This is a genomic window from Paenibacillus sp. FSL R5-192, from assembly GCF_000517845.1.
GTDB classification, from domain to species: Bacteria; Bacillota; Bacilli; order Paenibacillales; family Paenibacillaceae; genus Paenibacillus; species Paenibacillus amylolyticus.
Map to the genome: position 1 here is coordinate 469609 of NZ_ASPR01000014.1, position 22445 is coordinate 492053.

At 45.7% G+C, this 22445-nt stretch carries 18 protein-coding genes, 1 tRNA gene and 1 riboswitch; of the genes, 12 read left to right on the forward strand and 7 right to left on the reverse strand.

Going from position 1 to position 22445, the window contains the following annotated elements:
* The first annotated feature begins 105 nt into the window (after positions 1–105).
* A complete protein-coding gene (locus tag C161_RS10510; protein ID WP_036609613.1) occupies positions 106–324 on the forward strand; it encodes a hypothetical protein in 219 nt (72 codons plus the stop codon).
* A 141-nt stretch (positions 325–465) separates the two neighbouring features.
* Positions 466–795, forward strand: coding sequence for a carboxymuconolactone decarboxylase family protein (locus C161_RS10515; protein ID WP_017689352.1), 330 nt, complete (start codon positions 466–468; stop codon positions 793–795).
* A gap of 73 nt (positions 796–868) precedes the next feature.
* On the opposite strand, the gene C161_RS10520 is transcribed toward C161_RS10515, so the two are convergent.
* Positions 869–1333, reverse strand: a complete 465-nt coding sequence (locus C161_RS10520) for a C40 family peptidase (RefSeq protein WP_036609611.1) — start codon at positions 1331–1333, stop codon at positions 869–871.
* Positions 1334–1338: 5 nt separating this feature from the next.
* Positions 1339–1470, reverse strand: a riboswitch (cyclic di-AMP (ydaO/yuaA leader).
* Between the two features lie 418 nt (positions 1471–1888).
* On the opposite strand from C161_RS10520, the gene pelA reads away from it, so the two are divergent.
* Together pelA and C161_RS10530 are read left to right on the forward strand one after the other, a co-directional pair.
* A complete protein-coding gene (pelA, locus tag C161_RS10525; protein ID WP_036670167.1) occupies positions 1889–2851 on the forward strand; it encodes a pectate lyase in 963 nt (320 codons plus the stop codon).
* Positions 2852–3027: 176 nt separating this feature from the next.
* Positions 3028–3111, forward strand: a tRNA-Leu gene (locus tag C161_RS10530).
* Positions 3112–3256: 145 nt separating this feature from the next.
* Here the strand turns inward: C161_RS10530 and C161_RS10535 are convergent.
* On the reverse strand, positions 3257–4951 hold the full coding sequence (locus C161_RS10535) for a carbohydrate-binding protein (protein ID WP_036670169.1): 1695 nt from the start codon (positions 4949–4951) through the stop codon (positions 3257–3259).
* Positions 4952–5402: 451 nt separating this feature from the next.
* Here C161_RS10535 and C161_RS10540 point away from each other — a divergent pair, with 451 nt between their 5' ends.
* Positions 5403–6197, forward strand: coding sequence for a divergent polysaccharide deacetylase family protein (locus C161_RS10540; RefSeq protein ID WP_442789428.1), 795 nt, complete (start codon positions 5403–5405; stop codon positions 6195–6197).
* Here C161_RS10540 and C161_RS10545 read toward each other — a convergent pair.
* On the reverse strand, positions 6172–6918 hold the full coding sequence (locus C161_RS10545) for an N-acetylmuramoyl-L-alanine amidase family protein (protein WP_036609607.1): 747 nt from the start codon (positions 6916–6918) through the stop codon (positions 6172–6174). The two genes, C161_RS10540 and C161_RS10545, sit on opposite strands and share 26 nt — an antisense overlap.
* A gap of 195 nt (positions 6919–7113) precedes the next feature.
* Between C161_RS10545 and C161_RS10550 the strand changes: the two genes are divergently transcribed.
* Positions 7114–7332, forward strand: coding sequence for a YqzE family protein (locus tag C161_RS10550; protein WP_036609606.1), 219 nt, complete (start codon positions 7114–7116; stop codon positions 7330–7332).
* A 120-nt stretch (positions 7333–7452) separates the two neighbouring features.
* On the opposite strand, the gene C161_RS10555 is transcribed toward C161_RS10550, so the two are convergent.
* The 3 genes from C161_RS10555 to C161_RS10565 all read right to left on the reverse strand — a co-directional run bounded on the left by C161_RS10555 (position 7453) and on the right by C161_RS10565 (position 11575).
* Positions 7453–8337, reverse strand: a complete 885-nt coding sequence (locus C161_RS10555) for a hypothetical protein (RefSeq protein WP_036609605.1) — start codon at positions 8335–8337, stop codon at positions 7453–7455.
* A 277-nt stretch (positions 8338–8614) separates the two neighbouring features.
* Entirely contained in the window at positions 8615–9808 is a 1194-nt protein-coding gene (locus C161_RS10560) for a YqhG family protein (RefSeq protein WP_036670170.1), read from the reverse strand.
* A gap of 3 nt (positions 9809–9811) precedes the next feature.
* Entirely contained in the window at positions 9812–11575 is a 1764-nt protein-coding gene (locus C161_RS10565; protein WP_036670173.1) for a DEAD/DEAH box helicase, read from the reverse strand.
* Between the two features lie 565 nt (positions 11576–12140).
* Here C161_RS10565 and C161_RS10570 point away from each other — a divergent pair.
* A complete protein-coding gene (locus C161_RS10570) occupies positions 12141–14780 on the forward strand; it encodes an adenosylcobalamin-dependent ribonucleoside-diphosphate reductase (RefSeq protein WP_036670175.1) in 2640 nt (879 codons plus the stop codon).
* Between the two features lie 82 nt (positions 14781–14862).
* On the opposite strand, the gene catA is transcribed toward C161_RS10570, so the two are convergent.
* The gene (gene catA, locus C161_RS10575; RefSeq protein ID WP_036670176.1) at positions 14863–15510 is read right to left on the reverse strand and encodes a type A chloramphenicol O-acetyltransferase; all 648 of its coding nucleotides are present in this window, start codon (positions 15508–15510) and stop codon (positions 14863–14865) included.
* A gap of 233 nt (positions 15511–15743) precedes the next feature.
* Between catA and C161_RS10585 the strand changes: the two genes are divergently transcribed.
* The 5 genes from C161_RS10585 to C161_RS10605 all read left to right on the forward strand — a co-directional run bounded on the left by C161_RS10585 (position 15744) and on the right by C161_RS10605 (position 22417).
* Positions 15744–16304 (forward strand): flavin reductase family protein, encoded by a 561-nt coding sequence (locus tag C161_RS10585; RefSeq protein WP_036670183.1) that lies wholly within the window; start codon positions 15744–15746, stop codon positions 16302–16304.
* A 574-nt stretch (positions 16305–16878) separates the two neighbouring features.
* The gene (locus C161_RS10590) at positions 16879–18972 is read left to right on the forward strand and encodes an acyltransferase family protein (protein WP_036670186.1); all 2094 of its coding nucleotides are present in this window, start codon (positions 16879–16881) and stop codon (positions 18970–18972) included.
* Between the two features lie 257 nt (positions 18973–19229).
* Positions 19230–20543 carry an extracellular solute-binding protein gene (locus C161_RS10595; RefSeq protein WP_036670188.1) on the forward strand — a complete coding sequence of 438 codons (1314 nt, stop codon included), beginning with the start codon at positions 19230–19232 and terminating at the stop codon, positions 20541–20543.
* A gap of 101 nt (positions 20544–20644) precedes the next feature.
* The gene (locus C161_RS10600; protein ID WP_036609591.1) at positions 20645–21526 is read left to right on the forward strand and encodes a carbohydrate ABC transporter permease; all 882 of its coding nucleotides are present in this window, start codon (positions 20645–20647) and stop codon (positions 21524–21526) included.
* 36 nt (positions 21527–21562) lie between these two features.
* Positions 21563–22417 carry a carbohydrate ABC transporter permease gene (locus tag C161_RS10605; protein WP_235193817.1) on the forward strand — a complete coding sequence of 285 codons (855 nt, stop codon included), beginning with the start codon at positions 21563–21565 and terminating at the stop codon, positions 22415–22417.
* The last annotated feature ends 28 nt before the right edge of the window (positions 22418–22445 follow it).

Below are 22445 nucleotides of genomic sequence, written 5' to 3' on the forward strand. Positions count from 1 at the left end.
ATAATTTCGAATGACATGACAGTCCAATACAGTCACGTGAGACCTAAATGACTTTTCATTTAGGTCTCTTTTTGTAAATAAATTTGAAATATAGGAGCCATGAAGATGATTAGTGATACAGAATTGGACGCCCTGCGTCTGTCAGGTGAGAAAGTTAGAGTCGTACGGGACGAGCTGGAATCGAACGACGTGAAGGGCATTGTGGTTGCCTGGGATGGCGAGCAGGTACTTATCCGTCGTCAGAATCGACGTGTCGTTAAGCTGGACCGAGGTTACAGCTATCAGCTGTTCAGCGAGCCGCGCCAGAGTCCACTTAGTGAGTAACAGCTTATAATTATGGCAGGGCCATGCGCGTTAAATGTTTGGAATTACCATGATTTCTTGGCATAATTGGCTCACTCGGGAGAGAAGATAGGTACAGTGAGGAAGATCTGTAACTATAGCCGAGAGGGTGTGCTACAAGCCATGACATTGATGAATGATAAAGTTCATGCCTACAAGGATCAGATTGGAGCATTAAGCGATGTGCTGCCAGGTGTGGTGAAGTCGTATCATGAGTTTACCGGAGAATGCTTCCAACCTGGCGTGATTGATGCGAAGACAAAACAGCTAATTGCACTTGGCATTGGATTATTCGCCAACAATGAGGTATGTACCTTCTACCATGTAGAAGAAGCCCGTGCCAAGGGTGCAACAGATCAGGAGATCATGGAGACCGTAGCCGTGGCCGGAGCTGTTGGTGGAGGACATGCCCTGTCTCAGGGTGCGATGCGAGTGCAGAAGGCGCTGCATTAGTAAGCAATGCAACATAAATTTTTAAGTGCAAAAAAGGCATCCGGTTAATAACCGATGCCTTTTTGTATGTGAATCACATTTTACCTAACATTTTATCATACATAAACTGTCCAGTTACCCGACGTGCTGTTACATAACGATCATTGAAGTATGGATTCGATAACTTCGTGATGCTTACACCTTTACTGCTGGAGGCATGAGCGAATTGTCCGCCGCCGATATATACACCTGTATGTGAAATGCCTTTGCCTGTTGTATTAAAGAACACCAGATCACCTGTCCGAACATTGCTCTTGGATACGGGAGTACCTGCTTTGGCTTGCTGCTGCGAAGTACGTGGTAATTCAATGCTGTATTTGTTGAAAAGATATCTCATAAAACCAGAACAGTCGAAGCCGGCTACAGTTGTGCCACCCCATTTGTAAGGAATACCTGTCATGTTGTTCACTACGGAGTTGATACTGCTTGCCTCTGTGCTTGTTGCCCCGGATGTAAATAATACAGCTGCTCCAAAAATGGAGATAATCAGTTTTTTCAAAATCAATGTTCTCCCTTCGATGCCTACGGAGTTAGCTAAGGGTTCGGTAGAAGGTTCCCTATATTTCCTATGTATAAGAATAATTCACCCAAATTGGTTCCCCCGTTTTCAAACATGAAACTCGGCAATGAATAATTAAGTTTTTGTAACTATTTGAAACTATATTGCATAAATGCGTAATTGTCAAACCCATTTAAAACCCTTCGTAATACCTCAATGTTAGCGGAATTAAGGTTTTTATATGAAAGAAGGGATCAAGTTTGGGTATCATTCATGACAAAAACGTCATTATTGGTTCGTTTAAGACGAATTTGGATAAATAAATAGGTTTGTCATGAGTTAAAAGAACTATCCCGTTATGTAGAATTAGAGAGATTATATTCATTAAGTTGCATATATTGACAAAAATCGATTTTTTGCATATTATCTGATTATCCAATCCACATATTGGATGAAAATTGATTTTATTATGCGATAAATACAAATAAAGGAGGTTTGGGGCGTATATCATAGGTAAAGTAGAAGTGGAAGATTTATAAAAACGAACATAGGAGAGTGTTACATTTGAAAGCGAAGAAAATAATTACTTTTGTCCTGGCATGTACGATGGTGTTCTCAGTAGTTGGAATGGCAGTTCTCCCTGTAGGGACGGTATCTGCTGCAGATGCGTCGGGTACTACAGCGAGTATTTCTGATATTTTGAAGAACCAGCTGCCGGATGGAGGTTGGAGAAAAGATTATAAACAGACAAGTGGAGAGTGGGCAAAGTCCACGATAGACAACAAGGCTACATACTCAGAAATTAGAAGATTGGCGAAGGAATTTAAAAAGACGAATGATCCGCGTTACTCCACAGCTGCAATCAAAGGAATTAACTTTTTGATCAACATGCAGTATTCAAACGGCGGGTGGCCACAAGTTTACCAAAGCTCCGGATACCACAAGCACATCACTTACAATGATGATGCCATGATTAATGTAATGATCATGCTGGATGAAGTAGCAGCACGCAAAGGTGATTTCTCATTTATCGACAGCACACTTGCTAACCGCAGTAAAAATTCAGTTGCCAAAGGTGTGGAGGCGATTCTGAATACACAGGTCGTTTCAGGTGGTAAGCTGACAGCATGGGGACAACAACATGATTCCAGCTCTCTTAAACCAGCGAGCGCAAGAATCTACGAAGTGCCATCACTGACAGCTGGAGAGAGTGTAACGATTGTTAAATTTCTGAAAACCAGACCTGCTAACGCTAAAATTACCGCATCCATTAAAGGAGCGGAGGCTTGGTTTAACAAAGTGAAAATTACGGGTTACAAGTATGAAAGAGCTAATGGAGATAGTAAAATTATCGCTGATTCCAAAGCTGCACCAATTTGGGCACGCTTCTATGAGATCGGAACGGATAAACCAATCTTTATTGGTCGTGACGGGGTAGTTAAATACAAATTAAGTGATATTGATAAAGAAAGAAGAGGCGGTTATGCATGGTATGGCAACTGGCCTTCCAAGCTGTAATTTGTAGTATGCTTCCGTTTTAATGAACCAAACTATTAGCAGCAGTTAAAGGTAAAGCCCGAATCGACATGGACGTCTGATTCGGGCTTTATTGTTATTATTTTCAGTGTTGACATGATAGATTACGCATGATATATTATTTATTGTCGCCGATATTGATGACGGAGATACAATATGCGGTCGTGGCGGAATTGGCAGACGCGCACGGTTCAGGTCCGTGTGGGCTAACCCCCGTGGAGGTTCGAGTCCTCTCGACCGCATCTAATAAAAAGACTTCTTAAGCTAACGCTTAAGGAGTCTTTTTTTGCATTTTTTGATATAACACTAACTTTAGTGATGAGTATTCAAGAGGTTAGTGCTTAGCTGCACGTACAGCAAATGTCTTCCATCAGCCATACGGAACGTTTATTGTGCTGCGGTAACATTAACGCTGTCAATATTCGGTCCTTCCGATCCGGTGGTAACCACTTTCAATGTATTGGTCCCCGTGTTCATGGGGACCTGTATTGTTTTTTCAACCCAAGTGGACCAGCTTCCCGTAGCCGGAAAGGGCTCGTTGCTAATGACTTTGGTTCCGTTCACAAAAATGTCGAGGTTCCGAGTGCCGCTTTCCAGCGCATAACGAAACTTTACGTTTTTGGTACCTGTTGTCGTGTTATTAATGCCGTTCCATTGAATGGCCGAACCAGTCATCGCATTGAAGTTAACATACCCGGACCCAGTGTAACCGGTGTAGATTGTTTCAATGGCAGCTTCCGTAAGTGACGTTCCGGTCTCGGCTTCATACGTAGTGCCACTGCCTGTATTCCCGCCGCTATTTCCGCCAGTAACGTTGGCAACAAACGTTGTTACGCTCTGAGGCGGGAGCTGTGCCGTGAAGGCTCCATTGGATACGTTAAGCGAGGTTCCGCTTGCCAGATTTCGACTGCTGTCCGTAATCCATGAGGACACAGTAGAGGCATTACCATTCTGCAGAACGAATTTTTGGCTTGTGGCTGAAGTTCCACGGTTAATTGCCACGACGACGACTTTGTTATCACCTTTATAGGCTGAGACAAATGTGTTCGTATCCGGATTTTTCGTTGCATCGACTCGCAGGTAGCCTGGACGCACGAATTTAGAGAAATGAGCCATATTATACCCGCGTTTGCTTATGGTACCGTCCTCTTTCATCGGACCATACTGTCTGCGGATGTACCACCACACGTAGGCCTGGAAATCACCTTCTACCATGGCATTGTGCATGTGATAGGAAACGTCTAATGCTTCAGGCCAGCGGTCTGCTGAGTTGTTGTCACTGTTTGGAACATACACTTCAGTCATCCACAGTTCTTTACCGGCTCCTTTTTGCTTAAAGAGAGGGTAGGCAAAATTCGAAATCTGGGTTCCATACGTATGTGCTCCCAGAATGTCCATGTTGGCAAGTGCCTGCGGATCATTCAGGATTGGGTCGGATATGTTCTTTAAGTACTGGAATGATTCAGGCGCCATGACTTTGGTACCTTGGATGGACCCGGCATTTTCTTTCATGAATCGAAGGATCTCTTGTGGAGTCCACCAAGTCCAGTCATGAGCATAATCCGGTTCGTTTTGTACAGAAATGGCATACAGATCTACGCCGTTATTTTTCATGTAGGTTACAAAGTCGTTCAGATGTTGCGCATATGCGGTATATTTGTCGTATTTCAGACGTTTGGCATTTGTGTCCCCATTGCGGTTGAACGTTTCAACCATGCTGCTTGGAGGATTCCATGGGGATGCAAATACAATAGCACCCTTTTCGATAGCTCGTTTGGCTGTGGCAACTTCACGATACCAGTTATTGGAATCTGGATCAACGTAGATCCTGAGAATGGAGAAGCCTAATTGATTCTGGTCATTACCAAAAGCAGTTTCACGTTGAGCGGGAGTCAGATCACCAATCCAGGCAGGAAGGTTAATGCCCCCAAAGCCCTTGATCAGCTGTTTTTCCGAGGACAAATTAATGTTGGCATCGCTGGCTGCTGACACATTTGTCGGGGTTAACATCAAAGGCAGGGCTGTTAAACAGGCCAAAAGAACATTAATCGTCTTTTTTAGTTTGAATTTCACTACTTTCATCCTCCTCGATAATAGTAAGTTACATAGAGAAACCGCAACCAGGAATAACAAACAAGAATAGCGGATTGTCTGGCATTTATTTTATGTAAACCCTTTCAAAACCTCCTTCCATAAATCATAGGATAGAATTGAAGCATAGAACCTCTTTCATTTGTTGATTCTACTAAAAAATTCCTAAACTGAAAACCTGACAAATTACAGTATTTTTTCTAATTAATCTCTATTTTCTAACTATTCAATGACAGTTCTTGTCTGAATGCAAAAGGGAAAACTGGAATGATGGGGGATTCGCTTGAGATAGAGGTCTTCAATGGGCGGGGGTATGATCATTAAGGAAGGCTTTGGCTTACATATTCCTCCCTTCATTATCAAACAATGAGATCACAGAAGTTACGGGGAGGGAATCATGATGAAGGTACAGAGAAAGAATTATCGATTCATTGCAGGTATCATGGCATTATTGATTGTGTTTTACGCAGGCATATCGGCAGGAGGGCCTACAGCGGCAGCTTCAGAGTCCACATCGAATCACAAACGGTTAGCGATTATCATCGATGATGTTGGTAATGACATGAAGGGTACGGCAGAGATCCTGGCGATGCCAGTCAAACTGACGGTAGCGGTTATGCCTTTTTTACCAACAACGAAGAAAGATGCGATGGCTGCACATGAAAAGGGAATGGATGTGATTGTGCACATGCCCATGGAACCCAAGAAAGGACGACCTGAATGGCTGGGCCCGGGTGCAATCACATCCAATCTAACAGATGAAGAAGTCCGCTCACGCGTGGAGAAAGCGATTGATGATGTGCCGCACGCCATTGGCATGAACAATCATATGGGTTCCAAAATTACTTCGGACAAACGCATCATGTCCATTGTGCTCGATGTATGCAAGGAGCGGGGCCTCTTCTTTGTAGACAGTCGTACGAACTTTCGCTCCGTGGTGGGGGAACTGGCCATATCCAAAAACATGCCACCTGTAGGTAATGACATTTTCCTGGATGATCAAAACTCCAAGCAACACATTCGCAAGCAACTGGATCTGGCTGCTCAGCGTGCGATCGACAAGGATATCTGTGTTGTCATTGGTCATGTCGGTCATTCGGGGATGAACACATCCGCAGTAATTCGTGAATCCGTCTCCCGTCTGCAAAATCAGGTCCAATTTGTAGGGATTGGTGATCTGGTTCGAGATGTGTGGCAATGGCAGTCTGCTCCTACACTACCGACAGATAATAAATAATGCCATTGGCAATGGACTGGGCGATTCGTTTTTGCTCAGCGGGGTCATTCATTCTGGCTCGATCTGCCGCATTGCTCAAAAATCCGGTTTCGACGATGACGGCAGGTTGCTTCACGTAATTCAATATATAAAAGGGCTTGCCCCATACAACCCCGTGCTCCGTTTCGTACAACTTGTTCATGGCATCCTGAATGGATTGGGCCAGCAAATAACTCCTGCCTTCTTTCTGGTGCAGTACCACCGGGCCGTGTGCTGTCGATCGGGGACTCCAGTTCGCATGAATGCTGACCACGATATCTGTACTTACTTCTTCGCTAAGGCTTTTACGTTGGGCAAGATCTCTGGTATGACGGGAGCGGCTGTTCAGCCAGCGGTTCTCATCACTAAGTGCATAATCACCAAGTCGATTGATGATAACGGCATAACCTTTGCTGCGAAGCAGGAGATAGACCTTTTGGCTAATGGCCAGGTTGATATCTTTTTCCAGCACACCTTGGGCTGACGTACCACCGTCAATACCCCCATGGCCTACGTCGAGCAGGATAACGGGTGCTGCAAAGGCATGATGACTTGAGCGATAAGCATCTCCATCGGTCACTGGTAGCATGGATGGACTGTTCTGGGACGGGGCTGCTTTTCCATGCGCGACATGGTGGGGCAGGATGGGAAGACAATGGAAGCTAATGAGCAAGGCCACCGAAGCGGTCAGTAGCTTATACATGGGAATACACACTCCTTCATGAAATAGGTACCGGATGCAGATTAAAGACTGTATGGATACCTTTGGCATTAGACTGTGCATTTTGAGGGTTTTCATACTCCTTTCAATAAAAAAATGTTTAACCATTGCACATCCTGCACACAATAGAACTATCGTAAGCTCCGTGAAAGTGCAGGAGCGAAGGAGGCAGAGGTTATGGCCAAAAGTGATGAGTTGGTAAAATACATTACGCAACGTGTAGTACATTATATCGATACGCCGAAGGATGAGCGGAAAGGTCGCACCAAAAGGAAAGAGCCGTGGGCGATGAAGTGGTTTGGTATGATCCCTTTCGCTGTATCCCTGTGGGTGGGGAAAAAGGAAAAAGAATTCGATACACAGTCTCATAAACGAAGTTCTTCGGGAAAAGGGTGACTATCCCTTACCTATTTCACTAATGGTAAACCAAAAGACGCAATCCCTTAATAAAATGGGAAGGCGTCTTATTTGTTGTTTTACAAATTATCTGACTGTGTCTTAAGAATTTGCTGATGATCAAGGATTTACGAGGTAAAAATGGCCATCTTGCTGCAATGTGCTTAAAGGGACAAAGCGTTGAATGGATGATTTTCCACCTAGCGCTACATATAGAATGGACTCTGCTTCCTGATCTGCATGCCATAGCTGATAACCGCTAACGGGTAGAGGACCACCGTATACAACGTTACGATCACCCGCTGAGAAAACAATCTCTTGATTCTCCCCGTGTTGTATCACATCTTGTGCCCGGTCGGCAGCAACAGGTTTGGAGGTAATCCACAATAAATTGTCAGCCGGATTGAAGACGGGGCGAAGATGAAGTGGATCGACTGATAAAGATGGCGTTGTGGATAAATCAGTTATGCTGGCAGAGTTCTGTTTGGAATCAGCCTCTAGCAGGTTCAGTAACTCTGAAGGTAGTACATCTCCGTTCGTAGCCTCAATATAAAGTGCAGGATGATTAGGTTGTTCCACTTTCCAATAAGCCAGTAGGGGAAGAGCATAACCAAGATGAAGCTCTCCCCCGCCAGCGAGTAATACCTCAAGATTCACATGTTGTCGATCCAAGGCTTGTCCAAGAAGTTCATTGTCGTATGGTGACTGTTCTCCATGACCATATTCACTAAGCATCAACTGGCCCTGCTCTGTGGCCGTAATAATCATATATCCGATCGGTTTGCCTTCAAACTCAGCTTGTACAAGCCAGCTATGTAAACCCGGCCCCAGAGGGTAGAAGTCCAGGTCGGCGTTCTTCCAATGCACTTCGCCGTTAGCTGTACCAAGTGTAACAGCTTGTTGCTCTGCAAACTGTTGCACAGCAGCGGGAGCTAGCTTTTCATTCTGAATGGCATGATGTTTGGAGCTATACTCTGTTGATGATGCGGGGGATAGCGAAGACATTTTTTGTTCCTCTGCATTGGCTATCGACCAAAAAGAGAATAGGGCAAGACAACTGAGCAAGCCCAAGGTTATACAGGTTGTTTTCCAAGCGTTGTTCCAACACGTATGAAAGAATCGTCTCAAATTTACACCTACTTTTTCATTTATCCGTTACCTGAGCGGGTCCTAGTTTCATTCTAGGGGACAGGCTATGCAAAGGTTGCTGCAACCTGTCGGGTAGCTGATCATAAATAAACACTACTTTTGCCAGCATTTGCAGGAAAAGTAGTGTCTTCGTCTATCTTAAGTGAAACATGCCGCTGCTAATGGCAGTCACTTTCACTTTGGGTTCATATTGCCAGATCATCTCGGTCCGGCGTGTCTCATACTGCAGTTTCATAGCTTCGCGATCGATTACCGCCTGTTTTGCTTTCTCTTCTTCGGCATCTGTCTCGGAGTCGATCGGTACTGCGGCCTCTGCCGCCAGTTCTACATCTGCTCCAATGGGTTTAGCGTTAGTTATATCCACAACTTTTTTCAGTGGTACAGGTGGCGTGCGGTTAGAAGGGACATTCTCCGTGTCTGAGGTTATGTTACCTGGTGATTCTACCTCAGGCATATCTTCTCGGAGTACCGCCTCATAGTAGGTGTCCAACACGTCCAGCTCCAGATCAAGCCGCTCTTGGGCTTTCTCTGCCCAGCTATAATCGAGTTCCAACAAGCGGTTCGTCAAATGAGATTCCAAAGCAGCTCCGGCATCAAATAACGAAACTTTAGCTGTCTGTACATGCATGTTCTCCGCAAGCCTCGGACTAAGATCACGTCGGTTCAGCTTCGTGCCGAATTTCTCTATAATTTCACCCGAGCGAAGGGAGATACCGAGAAAATGCAATTCCTCCCGTTTCAAATCACAGGCGAATTCCACCTTGAAACAGACACCAAGCCAAGGCTCATATACGGCTGGAGCTGTAGCGCGCAATTGCCGTTTGGCAGCCTGTTCGAACAGGTTCACGAAAGCACCGCCTTCACGGGCAGCGCCGAAAATCTGCTGGAGTCTGCGACTGCCATACACCACTTCTTCACGCAATATTCGTCCTGGCCCCAGCTGTGGCAGCGATGGCGTAATACCGAAGTAACGGCCTAGAATAGTTTCTTTTGGTGGCTCGCCTTGCGGACTGCCGTTGGTTACGCCATTCGTTCCATCAGGGTTAGGAACAGCAGGAGGTGATGCTTGCGCAGCTGTGGCTTCTGCTGCTTCAATGGCCTGCTGATAACTGTCAGGATCAAATATAAATGTAAAGGACATCGTCTCAGCGGGTGCTCCGGTTCGTTCCACGAACCCCCAATAATAGGGGCGATTGGTCAACGCTTTGTCCGCCTCAGGCGAGAGTTTGACTGTAACATGGGCAGGGGAACGCTCCATAATCTGACAATCCAGTGCTTCCAGATAGGTGAGAACATAAGCCTGCACTTCATGGGGAGACATGGTCATGAGTTAGCTACCTCCTTTACGAAGATCTAACAACCCGGATACGGCAGGCCCTTCATCTGAAACCTCACGTTGAATAGAGTTCAACGATTGTCCAAGTGAATCCATTTTTCGGCGAATATCTTCATCAGTTTGTGATTCCAGCATGATTTTGTACAAACTTTTCTCAATAGACTCCTTCTTCTCTAACCGTTCCAGAATGACATCCAGCCCGCCGATCACCATCTCAAACATATTGATCTTCTCATGCAGCAGATTCAGAATATGTTCCTCAATGGTTCCAGTCGTGGATAAATTGAAGATGTTCACGTCATTCTGCTGTCCCAGCCGGTGTACCCGACCGATCCGCTGCTCAACCCGCATAGGGTTCCAAGGCAAATCAAAGTTGATCATATGATGGCAAAATTGCAGATTAATGCCTTCACCACCCGCTTCGGTTGCAATCATGGCCTGCACACGCCCGCGGAAGAGATCCATCATCCAGTCTTTTTTGCCTCGATTCATGCCACCCCGATAGGGTACAGCCGTAAGCCCATTGTTGCGGAAATAGTTTAGCAGATACTCCTGCGTGGCCCGGTATTCGGTGAAGATAATTACTTTTTCATTCATGTTCCGAACCAGCTCCATCGTTTTCTCCGCTTTGGTATTCTCCTTGATCGCTTTAATATGGGCAACGAGTTCCCAAATCTTGTCCCGAAGGGGAGAGTCCAGCGGAAGTTTCTTCGACAGATTAACAAGCGTCACGAATACAGCATCCCGACTGCTGCACACTTCACGCTGCAATGTAACAAGGGAGAGCATGCTGCTCAGGTTGCCGCCAGCTTCCTGGTACTGGTCTTTAACAAAGGAAGTCACGCCATCATAAAGCGCTTGTTCTTCAGGCGATAATTGCAGATTCACGTTGGAGACGTTCCGTTTGGTAAATTGAACGGGGCCTTCGCCGCGGCGGTTACGAATCATGACTTTGGATAACTCGTTCTTAAGCTGTTCCTGATTTTTCGGAACACGTTTGTCTACAACAAAGTTGGCCGCAAAGTCACCCTGACGACCTAGTTGACCGGGCTTCAGTAGGTTGATCAGATTGAACAATTCACTCATATCGTTCTGCACAGGTGTAGCTGTAAGCAGCAGACAATACTTTTTGCGCAATTTGAGCATGAATTGATAGTTGGTTGTTTTCTTGTTTTTGAGCTTATGAGCCTCGTCAATAATAATCATGTCGTAATCAGTATTCAGCAGCATATCTTTATGCGGGTCACGTTTGGCTGTATCTATGGAAGCAACAACTACTTCATTCTGCCAGGAATAGGCCTTTTTCTGGGCAATAGCAGGGATGCCAAATTTTGAATTCAACTCCCGTACCCATTGCAGTACAAGAGAGGCAGGCACGAGAATGAGTACCTTGGATACGAGACCCCGAACCATATATTCTTTCAGAATGAGACCGGCTTCAATGGTTTTGCCCAGACCCACCTCATCGGCGAGAATGGCCCGGCCTGACATTTCAAATAATACTCTGCGAGCAGTGTCCATCTGGTGAGGGAGTGGGGTAAGGCCTTGTAGATGCTTGAGACATTGGATCTCGTCAAAATTGGGAATCAGGTTGGTCTCTTCGGCTTGAATGCCGAGTTGGAAGAGTCGATAATCCCCCCAAGGACCTCCTTTATCCAGTCGTGATTCCAATTGATTAATCCAAGTCCGATCAAATTCCAAAGGAACGGGCAGCTCAGCTACAGGTTGATTCGTGTGGTGCGGGTTTTTCCGGTTCATGGTGTTTCCTCCCCTGCCATACGTGATGACGTTTTATTCGTAGGTAATAGTATGGACGAATGAGAGTCAGTTCATAACTATGTGGGTTCAAATAAGGAATATTTACACTTGTCACTCCGATGACAGAATAACCTTCCAATCGCTGTTATCCCCAGATTTCTTTGATTCCCTTTTCTGGAGGGGAAATCCGGGGATAGCGTATGCTTTCGATGCAGCTTTCTTTCAGAAAGCTTTTAGGCGAACGCTTCGCTTTTTCAGGTTTTTTCTGTCCTCTCCGTTGACGTGCAAATGATTAGTTTAACTTATATTGAACCCAGAAATTTAGTGAAGGCACATGTTTTTTCTGTGCCAAAAAATTCACAGATGTCGTATTCATGCGTATGAGGGTGTGTGAAGAAGCTTGTCCGAGTATGGGGAGTCTATGAAGATGGACTATGATAAAAGTCGCATGGAAAATCAATATATGGTGTAATATACTGGTTTTGTATCACTATATGTGGTGTTTTATCATAGTTTACTCTTATAGTGAAAATGGAGCTTTATACCGGGGAGGTTGAATGTAGCGATGAAATCAAACCAACGATCGCATCAATTAGAAGGACTTAGCGAAAAAATATTTCTGGACCGATACGCCTGGAAGGACGCTGATTCGAATCATGCCAAGGTCGGAGATGTGGTATTGGTATTAACGAAGGATGATCCCAAGTTCCCAACCAAGGAAGTGGGCGAAATCATAGAACGTAAGGGTCAGATTGTACAGGTAAGGACTCGAAGCGGAGAAATGATTGAGACAAACGTGGAGAAATTGACACTCAACATAGAAAAAACTCCGGAAGAGATGTGGGACCGTCTTGCCAAAGCGATGGCTTCTGTCGAATCCACCGCCGATCAGCGGGCAACGTGGGAGTCCAAGTTCCGCTCTGTGTTGGAAGATTGGAAGTTAGTACCCGGAGGCCGAATTGCTGCGGGTGCGGGGGCAAGCGACGAGTTGACACTCTTCAATTGTTATGTCATTCCGTCTCCGCAAGACAGTCGGGGTGGAATCATGAAGACTTTGACCGAGATGACGGAGATTATGGCACGTGGGGGAGGTGTTGGCATTAATTTGTCCTCTTTGCGTCCTCGCCGAGCGGTGGTGAAAGGTGTCAACGGATCATCCAGCGGTTCCGTATCGTGGGGCGGATTGTTCAGTTATACGACTGGACTGATTGAACAGGGCGGAAGCCGCCGGGGTGCGCTCATGCTGATGATGAATGACTGGCATCCAGATGTGCTTGATTTTATTACCGTGAAACAAACGATGGGGCAGGTGACCAATGCCAATCTGTCTGTATGTGTGAGCAACGCATTTATGGAGGCTGTCAAGCAGGACGGAGATTGGGACTTGGTTTTCCCCGATACGAACGATCCGGACTACGACACCGAGTGGAACGGGGATATGCAGCAATGGAAAGCCGCAGGTCATTCGGTGGTGCACTATCGTACACTGAAGGCGCGCGAAATCTGGCATACCATTATTGAATCAGCCTGGAAATCGGCAGAGCCTGGTGTGGTATTCATGGAGTACTACAACCAGATGTCCAACAGCTGGTACTTCAATCCGATTATCTGTACTAATCCGTGCGGGGAACAAGGCCTGCCTGGCTGGGGTGTATGTAATCTGTCTGCGATCAATCTGTCCAAATTCTACGATGAAACAAATCATGATGTGGCATGGGATGAACTGGCGGAAACCATTCGCATCTCGGCTAGATTTTTGGACAATGTCATCGATGCAACACCATATCATTTTGAGGAAAATAGACTGAATCAGCAGCGTGAACGCCGGGTTGGGCTTGGCACAATGGGACTGGCGGAGCTGATGATTAAGCTGCGTATTCGATACGGCAGTCCTGAATCCCTTGTTTTTCTGGATAAACTGTATGGATTCATGGCGAAGGAGGCCTATCTGGCATCGGCAGAGATTGCAGCAGAGAAGGGAGCTTTCCCAGCTTTCGAAGCTGAACCGTACTTACAGAGTGGATTCATGAAAAACATGGTTGCGACGTACCCTGAAGTGGGAGAGGCCATTCGTAAACAGGGCATTCGAAATGTCACACTGATCACACAGGCGCCAACGGGAAGTACAGGTACGATGGTGGGCACATCAACAGGTATTGAGCCGTATTTCGCCTTCAAGTATTTCCGTCAAAGCCGTCTAGGTTATGATGAACAGTTTGTACCGATCGCACAAGATTGGCTGGATGAACATCCGGGTGAAGCTTTACCAGACTATTATGTGACGGCGATGGATTTGTCGGCTGAGAATCACATACGGGTGCAGGCTGCGATTCAGCAATGGGTGGATAGTTCGATCTCGAAGACGGCCAACTGTCCGGCTGATTTTACAGTGGAGGATACGGCTGAGCTGTACGAACTGGCCTTCGACCTTGGCTGCAAGGGAGTAACGATATACCGCGATGGCAGCAGGGATGTGCAGGTGTTGTCCACGTCGAAGAAGGAAGCGACCCAGGCTGAAGATCAGAACACGGCGGAAGTTGAAGAGAAGACAGTCGTATCTGCTATAGAAAACCCGAATAATGCTGAAGTGCAGGCAAGTGATGGAACTTCCAATAGCCAGGTTGGTGTTAGAACGCATTCTTCCGATCAAGCCCCTTCCTCTTCCACAGTGCTGGATAAACAATATAGAAGTCGTCCTCAAGTACTACGCGGTGCGACATACAAAATCAATACGCCATTCGGTATGGCTTACATTACGATTAATGATCTGGAGGGAACGCCGGGTGAGATCTTCCTGAACGTGGGCAAAGCGGGATCGGACGTGTTTGCCATGGCTGAGGCACTCGGTCGAGTATGCTCTCTGTTCCTTCGATACGGAGATCATGGGCACAAGGTGGAACTGTTGATCAAACATCTCAAGGGAATCGGTGGTTCGGGCGCGATTGGCTTCGGAGCTAATCGAGTGGAATCGATTGCTGATGCAGTCGCCAAAGCATTGGAAAGTCATGTACAGAGCGATGTGCAGGAGAACGAACCTGGAGCATTACAAGAACAGAGTCAAGTGGAGAGCACGTATCCAAAAGTGGAGGATCAGAAAACCTTTACCGAATCGAGAGATTTATGTCCTTCATGCGGCTCGGCATCCCTGATGAATGTGGAAGGTTGCAAAACATGCAGCAACTGTGGGTACAGTAAATGCAATTAAATATCTTTTGAAAAAAAGAGAAAAAGAAAGGCATTCCTGACTCCATCATGAAGTCAGAAATGCCTTTTTGTCATTTAGCTAACTAACACCAATCCTGGCATCGATCTGCAAGTGATTGCAATTCATTAAATACAACACCAGCATGGTAGCCGTCGCACACGGCGTGATGTAACTGAACGGATAAGGGAAGATATACTTTATCGTTCTGTTGAACATATTTCCCCATCGTGAAAATAGGCAACAAGTAGGTTCCCTCATTGTAAATATTCAGATTAAATCCGGTAAAGTTCACCCAAGGAATACTGGAAACGGGAAAAGTATTTGGTGGTTCATTAGGTTTGGCAACAAATTGTTTGTGATCTTTGTAATTCTTCATATCTTCCAGATGTCGATTGTGGAACGTCTCGAAATCTTCATGGAATGCTGTCCAGATCGTTGAGAAACTTTTGTTGTCCTCATGAAAAATCGTATAACTCGGAGACATTTCGTCCCAGTAGCCCAATCTTCCCTCGGCATCAAAACAAGTTCGAAATTCCCTGTGTGCATTGACGACCGTAGAGATCATATGAATAAGAGCCGGATAGAACTTCAATCCTTTAAGCTTCAGTTCGTTGATCAATAGAGTGATATCCAGATTAGCAGTTATGCTGTAGGTACATCTGACCTGATTCAAGTAGTGGTCAAAGTATGGCTTTCGATCCCACTGATCTAACACGATTGAATTAAACATAAGTTATAACCTCCTAAATTTGAATAATGTCTTTTATTTAGGAGGTATATTTGACTGATTTGACCATATCCTATCACATTCCCAGTATTGTATTTTTAGAAATTGATCCATCTCAGTATAACATGATACTGAATGTGTCGCTTATAGCGAAATCCTCTGCAAAACGCTGTTTCAACCTGTTTCTTTCCTTTATAATTAAAGTTGTGTTTATAACGAAGAAGAGAGGGGATTAGATGCGTCAGCCGATAGAAGAACCCATATTTTATTCTTATCCTGGAATGGTAGCGGTGGTGACTTCACGTCATGAGGGAGTCCAGAATGTGATGGCGTCCGGATGGCATACATACATCGGGTCATCACCAGGCGTATACGGCATCTCCCTTCGTAAGGAAACATACTCCTATGAACTCATTGAGAAGAGTGGCGTATTCGGTGTTCATTTCCTGCCAGGTCATCGATCGGAGTGGATTCAAGCTGCAGGAACGTTCAGTGGGAGAGATACGGATAAATTCACAAGATTCGGCATTCCGTATGAGGAAGGAATCAAGGTAAGTGTACCCATTTTGACAGATGCTTATTTTGCTTATGAATGCAAGGTTATGGATATTACGACATATGGTGACCATGAATGGATTGCAGGCGAAGTGTTACAGCGATATCAGGATCAGAAGTACTTTCTGGAGAATGGAATGGTTGATCTGGAGAAGTTGCAAATCCCAATGTACACAGGGCGTTCAGCATACCGGATCATGGATGCGAGGACAGAAGAAAAGATTCACCCGTTCTACCTCTAGGGTCCTAGGCAAGAAGAAGCAATTATGAGCAAAACTTTCAATCCGGTCTGACATAGGTTTATAATGGATATTGGCTGCTGAGCAAGTCGGCAGCCTTTTGTTATGAATTCAATTGTTTCAATCGATGTGTGCGTGGGTATGCTGGTTTGCGCAAGCGGGACAGGTAATTTTAGCCACTCGATGAAAAGTACTATATTTAACGACAAAATTAGAGTATGATTTTACAGCTATATGAGCTGGCAGGAAAGGTTACATCGGTTTAATCGTTTGTAACTATTCCTGTAAAGTATAAGGCTTAATACGGGCGTATAATGCTAAACGTGAACTCACGAATGAATATAAAGAATATTTTAATAATTAAACTTAATGGATAGGCAACTCGTCTTCTTTAAGATTATAGAATTCACACAGAATGTCGCATCATCGGATCGTGCTTCGAACAGAAGCTTTTCTTATGCTGTAAATGAAAGATGGAAGGTGCAATACGTATGTTAATGACAACCAGAACGATCAGGAGTTCCTTTATGCCCCCAACACCGATGTTGTTGACTCACAGTAACAAGGAGGGGCATGCATGTCACAATCGTTAAATCGTAAGAGACATATGAACGGACTTGACGGCTTGCGAGCCATCGCTGTACTTGCGGTAATCGCGTATCATCTGAATTTGGATTTTATTCCGGGCGGACTGCTCGGTGTAGGTATATTTTTTGTTCTCTCGGGATATTTAATTACAGATATTCTCGTGTCACAGTGGCAGGAACATGGACGCATTTCACTCGGTGATTTCTGGGTAAGACGGGTAAGGCGTTTGCTTCCAGGCATGCTGACCATGACAGCAGTGGTGATGATCTGGTTGGCTTGTACAGATCCATCCCGGCTTGCTGCGCTTCGTGGTGATATCGTTTCGGGTGTATTATACATAAGCAATTGGTGGTATATCTTTCACAACGTTTCCTATTTCGAAAGTTTTGGCCCTCCATCACCGTTTGGACATTTCTGGTCACTGGCTGTGGAAGAGCAATTTTATCTTATATGGCCTCTTCTACTGATCGCGGCAATCGTAGTGTTCAAAAGAAAGGGATGGCTGGTCGTTTTCATTGTCGTCGCAGCTGAATTATCTGCTGGCGCAATGGCCATCATGTATAATCCGGATTTGGACCCGAGCCGTGTATATTATGGAACAGACACGCGGGCATTCGCACTGCTTGCTGGTGCTGCTCTTGCCGTGGTGTGGCCTAGTCGCAAGCTATCGAACTCTCTGTCTGGCATGAACCGGCTTGTGCTCGATGTGTCGGGACTTGCTGCGCTCGCTTTGTTAATCTACATGATGCTGAACAGCAGTGAATATGATCCGTTTCTGTATCAAGGGGGCATGGTGCTTCAGGCTATCGCAACAACGTTGCTGGTAGCGGTGTTGGCTCACCCATCGTCTTTCCTGGCACGTATCATTGGTGCGAAGCCATTACGCTGGATCGGAGAGCGATCCTACGGATTATATCTGTGGCATTATCCAGTCATTATTTTAACCAATCCCGCGGTGGATACGGGAGGAGCACATCCTGTACGCATCATTTTACAGGTTGCTGCAACGGTTGTACTGGCCTCATTGTCCCTTAAATATATTGAAAATCCGATTCGGTACAATGGATTCCGTGATTCTTGGTCCCGATTATGGGGAAGAGGGCGGTCATCAATCGGTATACGTAACGTATGGTGGAAGCGGGCAGGTCTGTTGATGACGATTCTGCTGTTGTCCTATACAGTATCTCAGATGATGGTCTCCCATGCAGCGAACTCCGATTCCCATTCGGTATCGATGTCCAACACATTAAATGGAGAGAATTCCGTAGCGGAGGAACAGGGACAGGATGTGTTGCCGGCTATTACAGGAACGTCAGGCTCTGGCCAAAAGAACGATGCTCATACCCATAAACCGGAAGCAGGAACGAAAGATGATCCGGGGAAAAATGAGAAGCCAACAGGAGAGTCTGCTCCAGATTCAAAACCTGACGAACAAGACAATTCAGTGAATGCTGGCAAGGACGGTCAGTCTGAAGATAAGCCGGCTGATGACTCCGTGACGAACGAGAATGATACACCGGATGACGCCGGATCGAATCAATCCGATAATACGGATCATACGGATGATGCACCTGATTTATCTCAGGACAATGAAGAAACGGCTCCTCCTGCTCAGGATGGCAAGGTTCATTATACCGTTATTGGAGATTCGGTGATTTTGGATGCAAAACCGTATCTGGAGCAAAGTATATCGGGAGTGTATGTGGACGGACATGTTGGTCGTCAGATGTGGCAGGCAGGCGATGTATTGGAAGGTCTGAAGCAAAACAACCAAATGGGCAGCAAAGTGGTGCTGGAGCTCGGGACGAATGGTTCCTTTAACTCCAAAAACTTGAATGCTGTGCTTGATTATCTGAAAGATGAGGATCGGGTATATCTGGTTACTGTGCGCGTACCTCGTCCGTGGGAACGAACGGTGAACAGGGCGTTGAATGAGGCAGCATCCAAATACAGCAATGTCTCGTTGATTGACTGGAACAGTGCAAGTGAGGGACATGACGAATATTTTGAAAAAGATGGCGTACATCTCACTACGCAAGGGTCCGAAGCTTTTGCAGAACTGGTGAAAAACAGTATCCAATAATACGCAATCCATATTTAATACGATTTAGCACTTATTCATTATATATAGCCTGGGGTGAAGCAGCCAACGGCTGCAACAAGAAAGAGCTCTCATTGTGAGGGCTCTTTTTAGTTGTTATGAACAATAAGCCAGCAAAGTAAATTCCAAACAGGGGAACCGATATTTTTCACCCCTGCATCCGTGGATCGTCACCTTACGGTATGATAGCGTTAACATTTACAATAAGTGTATTCAAATCGCCGAGGGGGATTATAGAGATGTTGAAAAAATGGCTTTCAGGTTTCCTGGCAATAACATTGTTCTCCATTATGCTGGCTGGCTGTGCTGGCGGGGACACTTCAGAAGGAGGCAGTGGGAATGACAAAGTAACCGTCACACTCTGGCACAACTGGACCGGACAGGACGCAAAGGCGGTTGCGATGCGCAAAATTATTGAAGATTTTCGCGCGGCGCATCCAGATATTGAAGTTGTGGATGAAGGCTTGCCAACAGATGGTCTCAAAACCCGGCTTCGTACGGTGGCCGCTGCCAACGAGATGCCAGACCTGTTCGTGATGTGGCCGGATGCCATGACGAAGGAATTTGTAAAAGGGGATCTGTTACAGCCCATTAATGCAGAGCTGGACGCAAAGCCAGAGTGGAAAGATAACTTTATCCCGAATGCATTGGACGGATACACCGTAGACGGGAATATCTACTCCGTGCCGATGAATCTGGCGCCAAGTTCCTTCATTTATTACAATGAAGCTCTTTTCAAACAGTACAACGTAAAAGTACCTGAGACATGGGCGGAACTGGAACAAGCGATTGCTACTTTTAATCAAAATAAAGTCATTCCCATGGCACTTGGCAACAAGGCCAACTGGGTAGCTCAATCAACGATATTCAGTACACTGGCTGATCGGATTACCGGTACGGACTGGTTCCTGAAAGCGGCAGCACAAGAGGGTGCTAGCTTTACCGATCCACAATTTATTGAAGCCTTGAACAAGATGCAGGAGCTTGGCAACACCAAAGCATTCCAAGATGGATTCAACAGTATCGATGAGACACAGATGATGCAGCTTTATTTCCAAGGTAAGGCAGCGATGGTCATGAACGGCGGATGGGCCTTGGCAAATCTGGTGAACAATGCACCTGAAGAGGTGTTGAACAACACACATATTACGATTCTTCCTCCAGTGGACGGAGGTCAGGGTGAACCAAGAACAACATCCGGTGTAGTAGGAACCGGGTTGGGTGTAAGTAAAAAGCTGAGCGGTCCGCAAAAAGAGGCAGCGATGGAGCTGTTCTATGCGCTGGCAGGACCTGATGGTCAGAAGGCCACATTGGATAGCAGCACATTGGTGAGTTACAAGATTGATCTGGACAAAACCAAAGCACATCCATTGTTCGTAGAATTATATGATCTGATGCAAGAAGTGAAGATCACGCCAGTATACGATTCCAAGCTGGGATCGGCAACGGTTGAGGTTATTAATAATGCATTGCAAGAGTTGCTAATGGGCGGCAAGGCTGAAGACATTGCAGCCAAAATTCAGGCGGCTCAAGCCAATGCAGTTAGTCAGTAACCATTCGTTAAAACCCCTTCCCGGCAGGGGAGGGGTTTTAAGTATGAATGGAATAGTCAGTTGCAAGTTGGTAAAGGCATTTATCGAAGGGAAGTGAACAGATGAACGCACTGCGCAGTCGGCGTTTTATTATGCTGGGGCTGGCCCCGGCAGTCATCATTTATGCATTGTTTGTATTTGTACCGGTCGTGTGGTCGGCATACTACGGTTTCTTCAACTGGTCCGGCATCGGCGCATCCAAATATATTGGTATGGATAATTACGTGGAGATCTGGCATGATCCTGTATTTTGGCGGGCACTGAAAAATAACGTTATTTTTGTATTGGCATCGGTGTTTGGACAAATTCCGTTAGCGTTGATGTTGGCGGTCATATTACACAAAAGCAATCCATTACAGCGGTTTCTGCGCTCAGCCGTATTTCTGCCGATGGTGTTATCCACTGTCGTTATCGGTATGATCTGGCAGTATATCTATCATCCGCAGATCGGGATATTGAACTTTCTGCTGGACGCTCTGGGGCTGGAAAGTTGGAAGCTGCAATGGCTTTCCGATGACAAGATTGCCATTTTCTCATTGGTACCGCCGCTGCTCTGGAGCTTTGTCGGGTTGTATCTGATTATCTTTATCTCGGCACTACAGAATATTCCAGGCGAGATTCATGATGCTGCCAAAATAGACGGTGCTTCAGGAATCCGGAAACTGGTATCGGTCTCTTTGCCCATAATCTGGGGTACGGTTCAGGTAGCGATCATTCTATGTATTTCGGGTAGTCTGAAATCATTTGATCTGGTCTACATCATGACCAAGGGTGGTCCGGCACATGCGACGGAACTGCTTGCAACGTATATGTACAATTCAACCTTTACAACATACCGATATGGTTTTGGTAGTGCGATCTCCACAACCATCGTACTGATCTCTCTGCTGCTGATCGGAACAAGCCAGTGGCTAACTAGTCGCAAACGAAAAGAGAATCAATAGAGAGGAGGAGTTATCATGCGCGTGACACCTGTATCCATGCCATCACCACAAAGCAGCTCGGGCCATCCGATTCGCCGTCTACGTAGCGGAATTGTTTGGACGCTGCTAACGGTCTATGGTATTTTAACATTGTATCCGTTCTACTGGCTCGTGATTAGTGCATTCAAAACAAATGAAGATTTCTATAGCAGGCCCTTTGGTCTGCCGGAAAACTGGAATGTTGCCAATTTCAGCAATGCATGGGAAAGCTCCAGGCTGGGAACCGCTTTTGGCAATTCACTAATTGTATCGGTGGGATCACTTATTCTGACGCTGTTTATTGCAGCGCTGGCTTCATTCATCCTGGCTCGTTTCCAGTTTCGCTGGAAAGGGTTGATCATGACCTTCTTTGTTGTTGGTATGCTCATTCCGATCCATAGTACACTTGTCCCCTTATTTATTTTAATGAAACAGATGTCCTTGCTAAATACGTACTGGGCCTTAATATTACCTTATACGGCTTTTGCATTGCCTACGGCTATTTTTGTGCTTACGGCTTATCTGACAAGTGTTCCACGTGATATTGAAGAGGCAGCTTTTATTGATGGAACAGGACTTTGGGGGCTGTTTACCCGGATCATGTTACCCATGTCTGTACCTGCGTTGTCAACGGTTACGATCCTGAGTTTCCTGCATGCGTGGAATGACTTTTCATTTGCGCTTGTATTCATCAACAAAACCGGATTGAAAACGTTACCGCTGGCCATTGCGAACTTTGCGGATGGGTATCAAACCGATTACGGATTAACGCTTGCTGCCATGACCCTATCGGTCATTCCAACCATTATCTTGTATCTCATATTCCAGGAACAAGTTATGAAAGGCATGACAGCAGGAGCTGTCAAAGGATAAGCGAAAGCGCATCCAGAGGAGGAGAAAC